This window comes from Lichenicoccus sp., assembly GCF_965277665.1.
In the GTDB taxonomy this organism is placed as follows: domain Bacteria; phylum Pseudomonadota; class Alphaproteobacteria; order Acetobacterales; family Acetobacteraceae; genus Lichenicoccus.
On sequence record NZ_OZ255835.1, the window covers coordinates 2,056,190 to 2,070,487 of the forward strand.

Annotated in this window: 12 protein-coding genes; 5 read left to right on the top strand and 7 right to left on the bottom strand. The window is 70.3% G+C overall.

The genetic code is table 11. The annotated features are described in order from the left end of the window. Positions 1-11: 11 nt before the first annotated feature. The 3 genes from mgrA to hemC form a co-directional block, all read right to left on the bottom strand. Positions 12-1,052: an L-glyceraldehyde 3-phosphate reductase gene (gene mgrA / locus ACQY4O_RS09415; protein ID WP_428376032.1), complete on the bottom strand. Its 1,041-nt coding sequence runs from the start codon at positions 1,050-1,052 to the stop codon at positions 12-14. Positions 1,053-1,061: 9 nt separating this feature from the next. Next, a complete protein-coding gene (locus ACQY4O_RS09420) occupies positions 1,062-1,826 on the bottom strand; it encodes a uroporphyrinogen-III synthase (protein ID WP_428376034.1) in 765 nt (254 codons plus the stop codon). 64 nt (positions 1,827-1,890) lie between these two features. After that, positions 1,891-2,955 (bottom strand): hydroxymethylbilane synthase, encoded by a 1,065-nt coding sequence (hemC, locus tag ACQY4O_RS09425; protein WP_428376036.1) that lies wholly within the window; start codon positions 2,953-2,955, stop codon positions 1,891-1,893. 98 nt (positions 2,956-3,053) lie between these two features. On the opposite strand from hemC, the gene tsaD reads away from it, so the two are divergent. The 5 genes from tsaD (at position 3,054) to ACQY4O_RS09450 (ending at position 8,411) form a co-directional block, all read left to right on the top strand. After that, positions 3,054-4,109 carry a tRNA (adenosine(37)-N6)-threonylcarbamoyltransferase complex transferase subunit TsaD gene (gene tsaD / locus ACQY4O_RS09430; RefSeq protein ID WP_428376038.1) on the top strand — a complete coding sequence of 352 codons (1,056 nt, stop codon included), beginning with the start codon at positions 3,054-3,056 and terminating at the stop codon, positions 4,107-4,109. Beyond that, positions 4,106-4,942, top strand: a complete 837-nt coding sequence (locus ACQY4O_RS09435) for a 23S rRNA (adenine(2030)-N(6))-methyltransferase RlmJ (protein WP_428376040.1) — start codon at positions 4,106-4,108, stop codon at positions 4,940-4,942. Before tsaD ends, ACQY4O_RS09435 begins: the two co-directional genes overlap by 4 nt. Positions 4,943-4,958: 16 nt before the next feature. Further along, the gene (locus tag ACQY4O_RS09440) at positions 4,959-5,918 is read left to right on the top strand and encodes an NAD(P)H-dependent glycerol-3-phosphate dehydrogenase (RefSeq protein ID WP_428376042.1); all 960 of its coding nucleotides are present in this window, start codon (positions 4,959-4,961) and stop codon (positions 5,916-5,918) included. 4 nt (positions 5,919-5,922) lie between these two features. Beyond that, positions 5,923-6,825 (top strand): peptidylprolyl isomerase, encoded by a 903-nt coding sequence (locus ACQY4O_RS09445; protein ID WP_428376044.1) that lies wholly within the window; start codon positions 5,923-5,925, stop codon positions 6,823-6,825. 419 nt (positions 6,826-7,244) lie between these two features. Then, positions 7,245-8,411 (top strand): glycosyltransferase family 2 protein, encoded by a 1,167-nt coding sequence (locus ACQY4O_RS09450; RefSeq protein ID WP_428376046.1) that lies wholly within the window; start codon positions 7,245-7,247, stop codon positions 8,409-8,411. Here the strand turns inward: ACQY4O_RS09450 and ACQY4O_RS09455 are convergent. The 4 genes from ACQY4O_RS09455 to xylF form a co-directional block, all read right to left on the bottom strand. Then, a complete protein-coding gene (locus ACQY4O_RS09455; RefSeq protein WP_428376047.1) occupies positions 8,333-9,973 on the bottom strand; it encodes an ArnT family glycosyltransferase in 1,641 nt (546 codons plus the stop codon). The two genes, ACQY4O_RS09450 and ACQY4O_RS09455, sit on opposite strands and share 79 nt — an antisense overlap. A gap of 282 nt (positions 9,974-10,255) precedes the next feature. Next, positions 10,256-11,470: a sugar ABC transporter permease gene (locus ACQY4O_RS09460; RefSeq protein ID WP_428376049.1), complete on the bottom strand. Its 1,215-nt coding sequence runs from the start codon at positions 11,468-11,470 to the stop codon at positions 10,256-10,258. Between the two features lie 22 nt (positions 11,471-11,492). After that, positions 11,493-13,034, bottom strand: coding sequence for a xylose ABC transporter ATP-binding protein (locus ACQY4O_RS09465; RefSeq protein ID WP_428376051.1), 1,542 nt, complete (start codon positions 13,032-13,034; stop codon positions 11,493-11,495). A gap of 45 nt (positions 13,035-13,079) precedes the next feature. Then, positions 13,080-14,111 (bottom strand): D-xylose ABC transporter substrate-binding protein, encoded by a 1,032-nt coding sequence (xylF, locus tag ACQY4O_RS09470; protein WP_428378157.1) that lies wholly within the window; start codon positions 14,109-14,111, stop codon positions 13,080-13,082. Positions 14,112-14,298 lie beyond the last annotated feature (187 nt).

A 14,298-nucleotide genomic window follows, 5' to 3' on the forward strand; every position in this document is an offset into this window, starting at 1 on the left:
CGGGACTTGCTTCAGGCGGAGACGGCCTCAGAGGTCGCCGAGCCACGCCACAGGTCGATCCCGCTCTCGACGGCGTGGCTGTCGATCTCGCGCAGGTCTTCGGCGCTGAAGCCCGGCACCTTCAGGGCATCCAGGCTGTCATCGAGCTGCTTCACCGAGCGCGCGCCGATCAGCGCCGAGGTGACGCGTGCATCCCGCAGCACCCAGGCGATCGCCATCTGCGCCAGGCTCTGGCCGCGCCGCCTGGCAATGGCGTCCAGCGCCCGCACCCGGCCGACCAGGGCATCGGTGAGCAGGTCCGGGGAGAACGAGCTGCCCTTGGCGGCGCGCGCGTCGTCCGGCACGCCGTTGAGATACTTGGCGGTCAGCAGCCCCTGGCCGAGCGGCGAAAACGCGATGCAGCCGGTGCCGATCTCGTCCAGCGTCGCCAGCAGCCCGTCCTCGATCCAGCGATTGACCATCGAATAGGATGGCTGGTGGATCAGCAGCGGCGTGCCGAGGCCGCGCAGGATCGCGTGCGCCTTGCGCGTCATTTCTGGGGAATAGGACGAGATGCCGACATAGAGCGCCTTGCCCTGGCGGACGATGTGGTCGAGCGCCCCCATCGTCTCCTCGAGCGGCGTGCTGGTGTCGAGGCGGTGCGAGTAGAAGATGTCGACATAGTCGAGCCCCATGCGCGACAGGCTCGCATCGAGGCTGCCGACCAGGTACTTGCGCGAGCCGCCGACGCCGTACGGACCCGGCCACATGTCCCAGCCCGCCTTGCTGGAGATCACCAGCTCGTTGCGGTGCGCGTGCAGGTCGGATTTCAGCATGCGGCCGAAATTCTCCTCCGCGGAGCCGTACGGGGGGCCGTAGTTGTTGGCGAGGTCGAAATGAGTGACGCCACGGTCGAAGGCGCGGCGGACCACCGCGCGCCCGGTCTCGTAGATATCAGTGCCGCCGAAATTATGCCAAAGCCCGAGCGAGATCGGCGGCAGGTCGAGACCGCTGCGGCCGCAACGGCGGAACGCGGCATGCTCGTAGCGGGCGCGGTCGGGAACATAGGTCATGGGTCTGTCCTAAGCTGTGTCCTGGTGGTGGGCCTCGACGCTGGCCTCCGACGGTGGCCTTGGGGCCTGCAGCAAGCCGAGGAGTGCTGTGGCCTGCGGCCGCGGCGCGACGACGATCGACTGCCATGGTAGCGCTCCCAACACCCTAGCAGCGGGAGCGCCGATCGCCAATGCGTCGACCGCGGCCAGGCGTGCGTGCAGCGCCTCGGGCAGGGCGCGGACGAAGGCATCCGCAGTCTCCGCCGAGAAGAACAGGCAGGCGCGCACCTGGTGGGCCGCCAGCGCCGCGCGCGCCGCAGCCGGCAGGGCCGCCACCGGATGCGCCGCGTACGCGACGCGCCGATGCACGGTCCAGCCCCCCGCGCGCAGGCCGGCTGCAAGCCCGAGCCCCTGCCTTGCGCCGCTGGCGAGCAGGATGGTCGCCCGGCCCGGCCGCTTCACCCCGGCCAGCGTCATGCCTGCCAGCGCCGCCAGTGCGTCGGCATCCCCCGCAGCACTCGCGACCCGCCCAAACCCGGCCTCGCGTGCGCGCTGCGCGGTGCGGTCGCCGACGCCGAGCAGCACGATCTGGAACCAGGCGGGGTCCGCCGCCGCGGCCCGGGCCAGCGCTCCGACCGCCTGGCCGCTGGTGACCATGATCGCATCGAGGCCGGACGGCTCCGGCAGGCGTGGCCGGCGCGGCCTGATCCGCAGCATCGGGCAGGCGACGGCCACCAGGCCCATGGCGGCGATCGCCTGCATCGTCTCGCGCAGGCCCGGTTCCGGCCGGGTCACCAGGACCGCCTGCCTTGCCCCGTGGCCGCTATCCGGGCCGGCCTGGCTACTCGGGCCGGCCTGGCTACTCGACAAAGATGTCCGACGGGCTGTCGCGGCGCAGGCTGTGGCCGAGCTCGCGACCCAGCCGTCTTGCATCGGCGGGGGCGCCGCTGATCGCGCGCCTGAGCAGGAACGAGCCGTCCGCGCGCGCGACCAGCCCGACGAGGTGCAGGTCCGCGGCACCCCCGGCCACCACCGGGATCAGCCTGGCATGGCCGCCGATCGGCGTCCGGCAGGAGCCGTCGAGCTCGGCGAGCAGCGCACGCTCGGCGGTGGAAACCGCCCTCGCCTCGTAATCCTCGATCGCCGCCAGCAGCTCGCGCAGCTCGGCATCGTCCTCGCGTACCGTCACCCCCACGATGCCCTGCCCGGCCGCGGGGACCATCACCTCGGGATCGAGCACCACGTCGGCGCGGTCCTCCATGCCCAGCCGCCGCAGCCCGGCCAAAGCCAGCAGGCTCGCATCGCAGCGGCGCGCGGCGAGCTTGTCGAGCCGGCTCTGCACGTTGCCGCGCAGCATCACGATGCGCAGGTCCGGCCGCGCATGCAGCAGCTGCGACTGCCGGCGCACCGACGCGGTCCCGACCACGGCCTCGCGCGGCAGGCTGCTGTACGGCTCGCCGGGATCGGGCAGCACGCAATCCTGGCCCAGGATCAGCACGTCGCGGGCATCCTCGCGACGCAGCGTGCAGGCCAGCACCAGGCCGGGCGGCAGCGTCGTCTCCAGGTCCTTCAGGCTGTGCACGGCGAAGTCGATGCGGCCGTCCAGCAGCGCCTCGTGGATCTCCTTGGCGAACAGCCCCTTGCCGCCGATCTCGGCCAGCAGGCGGTCCTGCACCCGGTCGCCGGTGGTGCTGATCGCATGCTCCTGGAAGGCGCCCATGTCGCGCAGCACCGGACAGAAGCGGGTCAGCATGGTCAGGAAGGCGCGGGTCTGCACCATGGCCAGCGGCGAGCCGCGCGTGCCCACCCGCAGCGGCAGATGGCGCCGGCGCGCGGCGGCGGCCTTTGCGTCGGTGGACAGGCCGCGCGCGGCGGCGGCGGCGGCGACTTTCTGCAGCGCGGATGAAGGCTGTGCGGGACCCATTGGCATGTCCTATTACCGGCCTGCCTCGAAGGAAAGCCTGGGCCCTGAACGACAGCCCGCCTTTGCCACCAACAGCAGCGCGATGGTCGGGCGGACCGGTGCTGGCGATCGAAAGCTCCTGCGACGAGACCGCGTGCGCGATCCTCGACGCGGATGGCCGGATGCTGGCCGAGGCGGTGCTGAGCCAGTCCGGCCACGCCGAGTTCGGCGGCGTGGTGCCGGAGATCGCTGCCCGTGCGCACCTCGCCCATCTCCCCGACCTGGTCAGGCAGGTGCTCGCCGAGGCGAACCTGGTCGCGGGCGATCTCGGCGCGGTCGCCGCCAGCGCCGGTCCCGGCCTGATCGGCGGCCTGATCGTCGGCAGCGGCCTGGGCAAGGGCCTCGCATTGTCGCTCGGCGTCCCGTTCGTGCCGGTCAACCATATCGAGGCGCATGCGCTCACCGCCCGGCTGCCGGGGCTGGTGCCGGAAGGTGCCGAATTCCCCTATCTGCTGCTGCTGGTGTCGGGCGGCCACTGCCAGTGCGTCGCCGTCGACGGGCTGGGCCGCTACCGCAGGCTCGGCGGCACCATCGACGACGCCGCCGGCGAGGCGTTCGACAAGGTCGCCAAGCTGCTCGGCCTCGGCTGGCCGGGCGGTCCCGCGCTCGAACGCCTCGCTCTCGACGGCGATCCTGCCGCGGTGCCGCTGCCGCGACCGCTGCTGGGACGGCCGGGCTGCGACTTCTCCTTCAGCGGCCTGAAGACCGCGGTGGCACAGCGCCTCGCGGCCCTGCCGGCAGCCACACCGCTGCGGCGCCGGCAGGCAGCCGACCTCGCCGCCGGCTTCCAGGCCGCGGTGGCCGACGTGCTGGCCGACCGGGTGCGGCACGCGCTGGCGATGATGCCCGAGGCAGGGCTGCTGGTGGTAGCCGGCGGGGTGGCCGCGAACGCGACGCTGCGCGCGCGGCTGGCCACGGTCGCGGCGTCGCACGGCGTGCGGTTCGCCGCCCCGCCGCTGCGGCTCTGCACCGACAATGCGGTGATGGTCGGCTGGACCGCGATCGAGCGGCTGCGTGCCGGCGCCCCCGACGAGCTGCTGGCGCCCTCGCGTCCACGCTGGCCGCTGCAGGAGATGGCGGCCCCGCTATCCGGCGCCCAGGCGGCGCCGGAGTGAACTACCGGCACGCCTACCATGCCGGCAACTTCGCCGACTGCATGAAGCACGCCCTGCTGGTCTGGCTCTTGCGCGCCCTCGCCCGCAAGCCGGCCGGCTTTGCGGTGCTCGACACCCATGCCGGGGCCGGCAGCACCAACCTCGAGGCGGATGCGGCCACACGCACGGGGGAGTGGCGGCAGGGCATCGGCCGCCTGCTCGATGCAAAGCCTGCCGAGGCCCTGGCGGATTATCTCGGACTGGTCCGCGCAGCCGGCGCCATTGCGCATTATCCGGGCTCGCCCCGGCTGACCCGCACGCTGCTGCGGCCGCAGGACAGGCTGACCTGCTGCGAGCTGCAGCTGCAGGACCATGCCAGCCTGCACCGGCTGTTCCGTGGCGATCCGCAGGTTGCCGTGCACGCCCGCGACGGCTGGGAGGCGATTTGCGCCCTGCTGCCGCCGCGCGAGGCGCGGCGCGGCCTGACCCTGATCGATCCGCCGTTCGAGCAGCCGGGCGAGTTCGACCGGATCGTGCGCGCGATCCGCACGGCGCGGCGGCGGTTCGGCGCCGGCATCGTGGCCGCCTGGTATCCGATCAAGCATCGCGCGCCGGTGCGCGACTTCCACGACCGCCTGCGCCAGGCCGCCGAGCCGGATGTGGTCTGCGCCGAGCTGCTGCTGCGGCCGCCGCTCGACGCTGCCCGGCTGAACGGCTGCGGCCTGCTGGTCGCCGCTCCGCCCTGGGGCTTCGAGCCGGCGGCGACGGCGATCCTGGATGCGGTCGCCGACGGGCTCGGGGAGAGCGGCGCGCATGGCAGCCTGACCCGGATCACCCCGCCGGTCGCGCCATGAGCCTGAAGGTGCACCAGTGAGCGAGACGGTCGCGGTGGTCGGGGCCGGCGCGTGGGGCATCGGGCTCGCGATCCAGGCGGCGCGCGCGGGCCATGCGGTCACCTTGTGGACGCGCTCGCCGCAGCAGCGGCAGTCCGACGGCAGCCTGCCGCGCCTGCCCGGCATCCGGCTGCCCCAAAGCGTCGACCTGACCACCACGCTGCCGGCATCGGCGCGCGTCGTGATGCTCTGCGTTCCGGTGCAGCATCTGCGCGCGATCGCCGCCGGGATCGGCTCGCGGGCGCCCTTGGTCGCCTGCTGCAAGGGTCTCGAGCGCACCACCCGACGGCTGCCGCTGGAGATCCTGACCGAGCTGCGTCCCGGCCTGCCGCTCGGCGTGCTGTCCGGCCCGAACTTCGCGCACGAGGTGGCGCAAGGACTGCCGGCCGCCGCAGTACTTGCCTCAACGGACGCGGCCCTCGCAGCACACCTCGCGCGCCTGGTCGCGAGCGAGAGCTTCCGGGTGTATGCCAGCGACGACGTGGTCGGCGTGCAGGTCGGCGGTGCGGCCAAGAACGTGATCGCGATCGCCGCCGGCGCGGTGGCCGGCGCCAGCCTCGGCGAGAACGCCCGGAGCGCGATCATCACCCGCGGCATCGCCGAGCTGTCCCGCCTGATCGTGGCCCTCGGCGGCCGTGCCGGCACCGCCGCCGGCCTGTCCGGGCTGGGCGACCTGGTGCTGACCTGCACCGGGGCCAGCTCGCGCAACTACAGCCTGGGCCTCGCACTCGGACGCGGCGAGACCCTGCAGGCGATCCTGGCCTCGCGCAGCACGGTCGCCGAAGGGGTGGAGACGGCGCCGGCACTGGCGGCCCGTGCGGCGGCGCTGGGGGTCGGGGTGCCGGTGATCGAGGTGGTGGCGCTGCTGCTGGCCGGCGCCCTCGGCCTGGACGAGGCCCGCGCCCTGCTGCTGTCGCGACCGACGGGAATGGAGTGACGCGATGGTCCGCTTGACCGGTCTGGCCGCCCTCGCGATCGCAGTCATGCCGCGGTTCGCCGATGCGACGCCCATGGCCCCGACACCCGTCGAGATCGTCGCCGCCGCACCATCGGGCGCCTGGCAAACGATCCCGGCCGGGGAGCTGATGCTGCTCGACCTTGCGGGAGGCCCCGCCGGGACGCCGCGCCGGGTGACGATCCAGCTCGCCCCCGGCTTCGCGCCTGAGCATGTCGCCAATATCCGCCGGCTGGTCGCGGCGCGCAGCTTCGAACGGACCGCCGTCGCGCGGGTGCAGGACGACTACGTGGTGCAGTGGGGCGACGCCACGCAACCGCCGCCGCCCGGGCTCGCCCTGCATCCGCCGGCGGAATACCAGCGCGCGCTGCGGGGGCTGGCGATCACCGCACTCGCCGCGCCGGACGCCTATGCGCCCGCGTTGGGCTTCGCGCTCGGCTGGCCGGTCGGCTACGACCGCGCCGCGGGCACCGTTTGGCTCGCGCACTGCTACGGCATGGTCGGCGTCGGTCGCGACATGCCGCCGGACACCGGCTCCGGCGCCGAGCTCTATGCCGTGATCGGCCAGGCGCCACGCCAGCTCGACCGCAACATCGCGCTCGTCGGTCGGATCATCGGCGGCATCGATATCCTCGACACGCTGCCGCGCGGCACCGCCGCCCTCGGCTTCTATGCGCAGGCCGGGCAGCGCACGCCGATCCTGCGCGTACGGCTCGCCTCGGACCTGCCGCCCGCCGGGCGTCCCTCCTGGCAGGTGATGCTGACGGCATCACCGAGCTTCGCGGCCTATGTCGCGGCGCGCGCCAACCGGCGCGACCCGTTCTATGTCCGCCCGGCCGGCGGCGTGGATTTGTGCAACGTGCCGGTGCCGGTGCGCCGGGCGCCTTGAGGTATCCGACGATGGCCTCGTAGATGATGCGTTCGATGGAGCGCCTGGCGAGGCGGCTCGGGTAGAGGCAGGCATCGAGGCCGTTCTTCGGGATGTCGATCCCAGCTGTCCGGGCCACGCCTGGGTCCAACTGTTTCGCGTCCCGTGCATCCTTGCAGGCCGCTAGAGCAGCATCCGATCAATTGGAATCGCTTCGCGATGCCAAGTGTCGGATAAAGCTGCTCCATCAAACGACAAGCTGAGCATGATCGATCGGATCATGCTCTAGGAATGTGCCGGGCGGTCGCTCTCCTGGCCTCGCAATCGTTGCGTCGGAGGCGGCAGATCTGGTTATGGGATGGGCCGCCCGTCTCCGGTGGGATGACGGGCGTCACGGTGGTCGGGACGAGGTCCTGGCCAAAGCTGACCGAGGAGTTGACTTGGACAACAGAGATTCTTTCCGAGCCGTCCTGCCGGCCATTTCCATCGTAGCGCCATGCTACAACGAGGAAGAGGTGCTGCCCGAGTTCTGCCGCAGGGCTTGCGCTGCCGCTCAGGCGGCGGTCGGGGGGGACTACGAGATCGTCCTGGTGGACGATGGATGCTCCGACGGCACCTGGTCCCTGATCGAAGACTTCGCCGAACGCGACCCGCGCATCGTCGGCGTGCGGCTGATGCGCAACCACGGACACCAGATTGCCGCGACGGCAGGTCTCGAACTGTCGCGTGGGCGGCGCGTCATGCTGATCGACGCCGATCTGCAGGATCCGCCGGAACTGCTGGCCGACATGATGGCCGTCATGGACGGAGGCGCCGACGTGGTCTTCGGCCAGCGGACCCATCGCGAGGCGGAGACCTTGTTCAAGCGCAGCACGGCCTCCCTGTTCTACCGCCTGCTGTCTCGCCTCGCGGCGGTGCCGATCCCGCGCGACACCGGGGATTTCCGCCTGATGAGCCGGCGTGTCCTCGACGGCCTGTCGTCGATGCCGGAGCGACAGCGCTTCATTCGCGGCATGGTAAGCTGGATCGGAGGCAGGCAGGTGGCGCTGCCCTATGAGCGGCAGCCGCGGCTGGCCGGCGTCAGCAAGTATCCGTTGCGTAAAATGATACGCTTCGCGCTCGACGCCATCACCAGCTTCTCGGCAACGCCGCTGCGCCTCGCCTCATATCTCGGCCTGGGAGCCGCGTCGCTTGGCGGAATACTGCTTGTGTTCACGCTCTGGCGCTGGCTGCTCGGAGGCACCGTCGTCGGCTGGTCGAGCCTGATGACGGTGGTCGTGCTGTTCGGTGCGGTGCAGCTCATCGTGCTCGGGATCATGGGCGAGTATATCGGCCGCCTGTTCCTGGAAGCGAAGGCGAGGCCACTGTTCCTGGTCGGCAGCGTGCTTGCGGAGGGGCGTTCGCACGAGCTGCCGGTCGAGTTCTCGACCCTCGGGCCGGCCGTGCGACGCGACGTGTGGGACGCCATCCGCATGGCGCAGAGTGCGCCCGATCATGACCCGGCGTCGATTGCCTGGAGCGTCAGGGCTCAGGAACGCCGAGCCAGGAACGAGGTCATCCCGCAGGACGCTGCGGGGCCGAGCACCCGGGCGTCCGACCTCGCATAGTTCGGGCTGTGCTGCAGCGCGTCGCGTATGGCGCCCAGACCCGCGTCCGGGTCTGCGACCTCGACCTGGCTGGATGACGGCTCGGGCGTATCCAGCACCATGACCAGGTCCGCGCCGGACCGTGCGGGATCGGCGTAGTCCGGCCGCAACGTGTCGATCGCGACGACATCGGCGAGCACGCCGGCGCGCAGGAAGGCCGCCTGGATCTGGAGATGGTTGATCGCGCCGGTGATGCCGTAGAACCGCACCACCGGCCGCACCGATAGCGGGCGCACGGCGCGGATCGGCCCCGAGAAATCGCAGGTCGGGTTGAGGCGGAAGGAGTTGGTGAGCAGCGTGGTGCCGGTGACCGTGTCGGAACCGTCCGCCTGGTACGGGCCGCTCAGGATCAGGCCGAGCATCACCAACGCCTGCACCGCCGCAACGGAGCTCATCGCCAGGCCCAGCATCGGGCCGCTGCCGGCCGCCAGGAACAGCGCCAGGACCGGCAAGGCCGCCACGAGAAAGCGCGCATTCTGGTTGTGGCCGAAGATATGCGGCAGCATCGTCAGCATCAGCATCACGCCGCAGGCCGTGGCGATGAAGCGGTGCCGGCCGAACCCGCCGGCCGGCTCCCCCCCTCGCAGCAGGCCGCGCACCGCCAGCGCCACGGCCACCGGCAGCAGCAGCAGCGCCGGTAGGCCGAAATCGCTGCGTGCGAGTTGGCTTACGTAGTTGCGAGCATAGGCGAGGCCGCGCCCCGGCATGCGGTCGAACGGCCAGACCGTGGCGGCGAAGTGCCCGTAGGCAACATAGCGCAGGCCGTCATAGGCATAGAACGGCCAGGCTGCCAGCGCCGAGACCAGCAGCACCACCAGCAGGCCGGTCCAGCTGCCCCGTCGCCAGGCTTGCACGCCCAGCATCAGCAGGAACACCGCCGCGAGCGGCGCGAAGCTGAACTTCGCCAGCATGCCGAAGCCGAGCGCCGCCCCCATCAGGACCGGCAGGTATCGCGGCGGCCTGGGCTCGGAGGTGCGCACCAGGCACCACAGGGCCAGGGCCAGCGCCGGGACCAGCGCGGTCTCGGACATGAACTCCTCGCTGGCCCGCACCCAGATCGGCGCCACCGCGACCAGGGCGGCGGCGCCGGCGGCGGCGGCGATCCCCGAAAGCCGGCGGCCCGCATCGAACACCAGCAGGATCGAGACGATGAAGAGCGCCAGCGACAGCAGCCGGAACGCGGCATTGCTGTCGTGATGCAGCAGCACCAGCGGCAACCCGAGGAAGCGCACGCCGGGCGGCATCCAGCGATAGTCGTTGAACAGCGCATCGCGCAGCGCCCCTGGGCCGTCGAGGCGCCGGGTCAGGCCGTCCTTGAGCGAGAGGTCGATATACTGGATCTGGTCCCAGCCGGTGACGCCGGGGTGCAGCAGGATCCAGCGCAGGGACACGGCACTCGCCGATGCCACGACGAAGGCGAACAGCGAGGCGGCCAGGACGCAGACGAGCGCAGGGTTGATGGTGCGGGCCCGGCTCGGCCGAAGCGGCGCTTCCCGGTCCCGCGAGCTTGTCGATCCGTCCATTCGCCTGCCCCTGAGAGATCCGGAGCGTGGGATGGCAGATCAGTCAGGCGACCGCAAATAAACCTTGCCGTCCACGCGAGCGCCGCGGTTTCGAGTCGGTCCCGGAATACTCTGGCCTTAGCGCCTGTTTAAAAACGTCTGATGCTGGATGAGAGCGGGCCGCAGGCCCGCGGCCGGCGTGACTTTTCGAGCACCGAAGCGGAGCGGCCTTGATGGCCGTGAGCATCGGAGCAGAGATAAGGCGCGTCGGATCGCCAGCAGCAGGTGTTTCCAAACAGGCTGTCAGCGCTTGGTGCCGGTGGCGATATCGAGCCACACCGCGAGCAGCAGGATCACGCCCTTCACGATCATCTGCCAGAACGTGTCCACGCTCAGCATCGACATGCCGTTATCCAGGCTCGCCATGATCAGCGCGCCGATCAGCGCCCCAAACACCGTGCCGGAGCCGCCGCGCAGCGAGGTGCCGCCGATCACGCACGACGCGATAGCATCGAGCTCCTGCAGGCTGCCGGCCGACGGCGAACCGGCCGCGAGACGGGCGGTGGTGGTGATGCCGGCGAGTGCCGCCATCAGCCCCATCAGGGCGAACACCAGCAGCTTGATGCGCTGCACGTTCACCCCGGACAGCCGCGTCGCCTCGAGATTGCCGCCGATGGCGTAGATGCGTCGGCCGAACACGGTGCGCCGGGCCATCAGGGTGAAGGCGCCGAGCAGCACCAGCAGCACCAGCACCGGCGTCGGCACGCCGCGATAGGAGTCCACCGCATAGACGAAGCCGCCGATCGCGGCCGCCGCGGCGAACAGCTTGAGGGCGTCCAGCCAGACCGCCGGCACCTCGAGCTGGTGCTGCTGGCGCCGGTTGCGTGTCTGCACCGAGACGAACACCAGCAGGGCGAGCACGCCGGCGGCCAGAACGTAGCCGATCATGTCCGGCAGGTAGCTCTGCCCGATCGCGATCAGCGGCGCGCTGGCGGGTGCGATGGTGACGCCGCCGGTGATGCCGAGCAGGATGCCGCGGAACACCAGCATGCCGGCCAGGGTGACGATAAAGGAGGGCACCCGCAGGTAGGCCACCCAGAAGCCGTTGAACATGCCGGCCGCGATGCCGAGCAGCATCACCACCAGCAGGGTGACGGGCAGCGGCATCTGGTAGGTGACGTCGAGGATGGCGGCGACGCCGCCGAGCAGGCCGAGCAGCGAGCCGATGGAGAGGTCGATCTCGCCCGAGACGATGACGAACACCATGCCCGAGGCGAGCATGCCGGTGACCGCCATCTGGCGCAGCAGGTTGGAGAAGTTGCGCGCGGTCAGGAAGTCGCCATCGGTGAGCTGCCAGAACAGCGCCCAGATCACCGCGATCGCCAGCAGCAAAGCCAGGATCTTGTAGCGCGAGAAGGCGCCCTTCACATGGTCGAGCTTGAGCCCGAACCCGGGATTGCGGACGGTGTTCGCGGGCGCGCTGCCGGCAGAGGGCTTGGCGAGTCCGGGCTTGTTCATGGTGGCGACGGGTTCCCTCGGATCATGCGGCAGCGTGCTTGCCGGCCGGCAGGATCGCGGCCGAGAGCACCTGCTCCTGGGTGAGTGCGTCATTGGCGAAGTTGCCGCGCAGCTCGCCCTCGCCGATCACCAGCACGCGGTCGCTGATGCCGAGCACCTCGGGCATCTCGGACGACACCATGATCACCGCGGTGCCGGTGCGGGCGAGTGCAAAGATCAGCTTGTAGATCTCGTACTTGGCGCCGACATCGACGCCGCGGGTCGGCTCGTCGAGGATCAGCACCTTGGGCGCGGGTGCGAGCATCTTGGCGATCACCGCCTTCTGCTGGTTGCCGCCGGAGAGGTTGGAGATCGGCAGCACCGGGGATGCGGTCTTGATGCGCATGCGGGCGATGTCGCGGCCGATCGCGTTCATCTCGGCCGCCTCGTTGATCAGCCCGCCAGGCGCGAACGAGTTCAGCACCGCCATGGTCATGTTCTGGCCGACGCCCATCTCGGGCACGATGCCGTGCGCCTTGCGGTCCTCGGGCACCATGCAGATGCCGGCGCGCACCGCATCGCTCGGCGAGCGGATGCGCAACTGCCTGCCCTCGAGCCAGACGGTGCCCTCGCTGAGGCCACGCCAGGCGCCGAACACCGCTCTGACCAGCTCGGTGCGGCCGGCGCCCACGAGGCCGGCAATCCCCAGGATCTCGCCACGCCGGACCGAGAACGAGATGTCGTCGACCCGCTTGCGCTGGCGGTTCTCGGGATCCCAGCAGGTGAAGCGGCGGGCCTCGAACACCACCTCGCCGATCTCGTGCGCCTCGCGCGGGAACAGGTTGTTCATCTCGCGGCCGACCATCATGCGTATGATGTCGGCCTGGGTGAGCTGCGCCATCGGCGCCGAGCCGACAAAGGCGCCATCGCGGATCACCGTGACGCTGTCGGCGATCGCCTCGATCTCGTCGAGCTTGTGCGAAATGTACACGCACGCGGTGCCGCGCCGCTTGAGGTCGCGCACCAGGTCGAGCAGCACGTCGATCTCGCGCCGGGTCAGCGAGGAGGTCGGCTCGTCGAGGATCAGCAGGCGGGCATTCTTGCTCAGCGCCTTGGCGATCTCGATCAGCTGCTGCTCGCCGCCGGCATAGTTCGAAACCGGCTTGGCCGCATTGATGTGCGGCATGCGCAGGTCGTTCAGCATCGCGGTGGCGCGTGCGATCATCGCGTCGAAATCGATCAGCCCGCTGCGCGTCTTCGGCTCGCGTCCGAGGAAGATGTTCTCGGCGACCGAGAGCTGCGGCACCAGCATCAGTTCCTGGTGGATGATGACGATGCCGGCATCCTCGGTCTCGCGCACGCCGCCTGCCCGAAGCTCGCGGCCGTCCCACAGGATCTCGCCCTGCCAGGTGCCGTACGGATAGACCGCCGACAGGACCTTCATCATCGTCGACTTGCCGGCGCCGTTCTCGCCGCACAGCCCGACGCACTCGCCGGGCCGCACCGCAAGGTCGATGCCGTCGAGCGCGCGGACTCCGGAGAACTCCTTGACGATGCCACGCATCTCCAGAAGATACTCGCTCATCCGCGCGCCCTCGCCAGTCCGGCTGCCGGTGGACCCAACCGCAGTTTAATCGCCGATCTGCGCCTTGGTGTAGAAGCCGTCCTTGACCAGCAGGTCGACGTTCGACTTGGTGACCAGGATCGGCGTCAGCAGGATGGTGGGCACATCCTTCTTGCCGTTATTGATCGTCGAGTTGTAGTGCGGCGCCTGGCCCTTGGCGAGCTCGACCGCCACCTTCGCCGCAGTGGAGGCGATCAGCTTCAGCGGCTTATAGACGTCGCTGCTCTGGGTGCCCGCCACCACGCGCTTGATCGCCGAGAGATCCGCATCCTGGCCGGACACGCCGACCTTGCCGGCCATGCCCTGCGCGTTGAGCGCCTGGATCGCGCCGCCGGCAACGGCGTCGTTCGACGCGACGATGCCCTGGATGTTGTTCTTGTTGGCGGTGAGCGCGTTCTCGGTGATCGACAGCGCCTCGGTCGCCGACCATTCCGGCACCCACTGCGAGCCGACGACCTTGATGTCGCCGCGGTCGAGGAGCGGCTGCAGCACCTTCATCTGGCCTTCGCGCAGCAGCTTGGCATTGTTGTCGGTGGGCGCGCCGCCGAGCAGGTAGTAGTTGCCCTTCGGCACCGTATCCACCACGCCCTGCGCCTGCATCTCGCCGACGCGCACGTTGTCGAACGAGATATAGGCGTCGATATCGGCGTCCAGGATCAGGCGATCGTAGGAGATCACCTTGATGCCGGCCTGCTTGGCCTCGTTCACGATGTTGCCGAGCACCTTGCCGTTGAACGGCACGATGACGATCACGTCCATGCCGCGCGAGATCAGGTTCTCGATCTGCGAGATCTGGCGCTGCTCGGAGCCGTCCGCGGACTGCACGTTGACGGTGGCGCCCATCGCGCGGGCGGCGGCGGTGAAATAGTCGCGATCGCGCGACCAGCGCTCGATGCGCAGGTCGTCGATCGAGAAGCCGATCTTGGGATGCGACGGGCTGGCATGCGCCGGCGCCGACAGCAAAGCCGGGGCGGATGCGCCGGCGAGCAGCGTGGCAAGGGTGGCGGCGACCGCGCGGCGACGGGTCAGCATTGGCACGAGACGCAAGGGATCCTCCTGTGGACGGCGTGGCTGCGAGGGCGCCCTCATGGGTCGCTCTTCTGTCGCATCCGGCGGCAATGCCTAACAGCATGAGGCACGTGCAGCAACAGCGTTTCGGCGCCAGCGCCGGGGTTTTATTCGGTCTGCGCTGCACTGGCAATATTTTGCGTCGCAGCAATACCGG

Bases quoted from the DNA above. Each gene is read 5' to 3' on its own strand.
- mgrA (WP_428376032.1), bottom strand. From the start codon at position 1,052: ATGACCTATGTTCCCGACCGCGCCCGCTACGAGCATGCCGCGTTCCGC.
- hemC (WP_428376036.1), bottom strand. From the start codon at position 2,955: ATGGGTCCCGCACAGCCTTCATCCGCGCTGCAGAAAGTCGCCGCCGCC.
- ACQY4O_RS09445 (WP_428376044.1), top strand. From the start codon at position 5,923: ATGGTCCGCTTGACCGGTCTGGCCGCCCTCGCGATCGCAGTCATGCCG.
- ACQY4O_RS09455 (WP_428376047.1), bottom strand. From the start codon at position 9,973: ATGGACGGATCGACAAGCTCGCGGGACCGGGAAGCGCCGCTTCGGCCG.
- ACQY4O_RS09460 (WP_428376049.1), bottom strand. From the start codon at position 11,470: ATGAACAAGCCCGGACTCGCCAAGCCCTCTGCCGGCAGCGCGCCCGCG.
- ACQY4O_RS09465 (WP_428376051.1), bottom strand. From the start codon at position 13,034: ATGAGCGAGTATCTTCTGGAGATGCGTGGCATCGTCAAGGAGTTCTCC.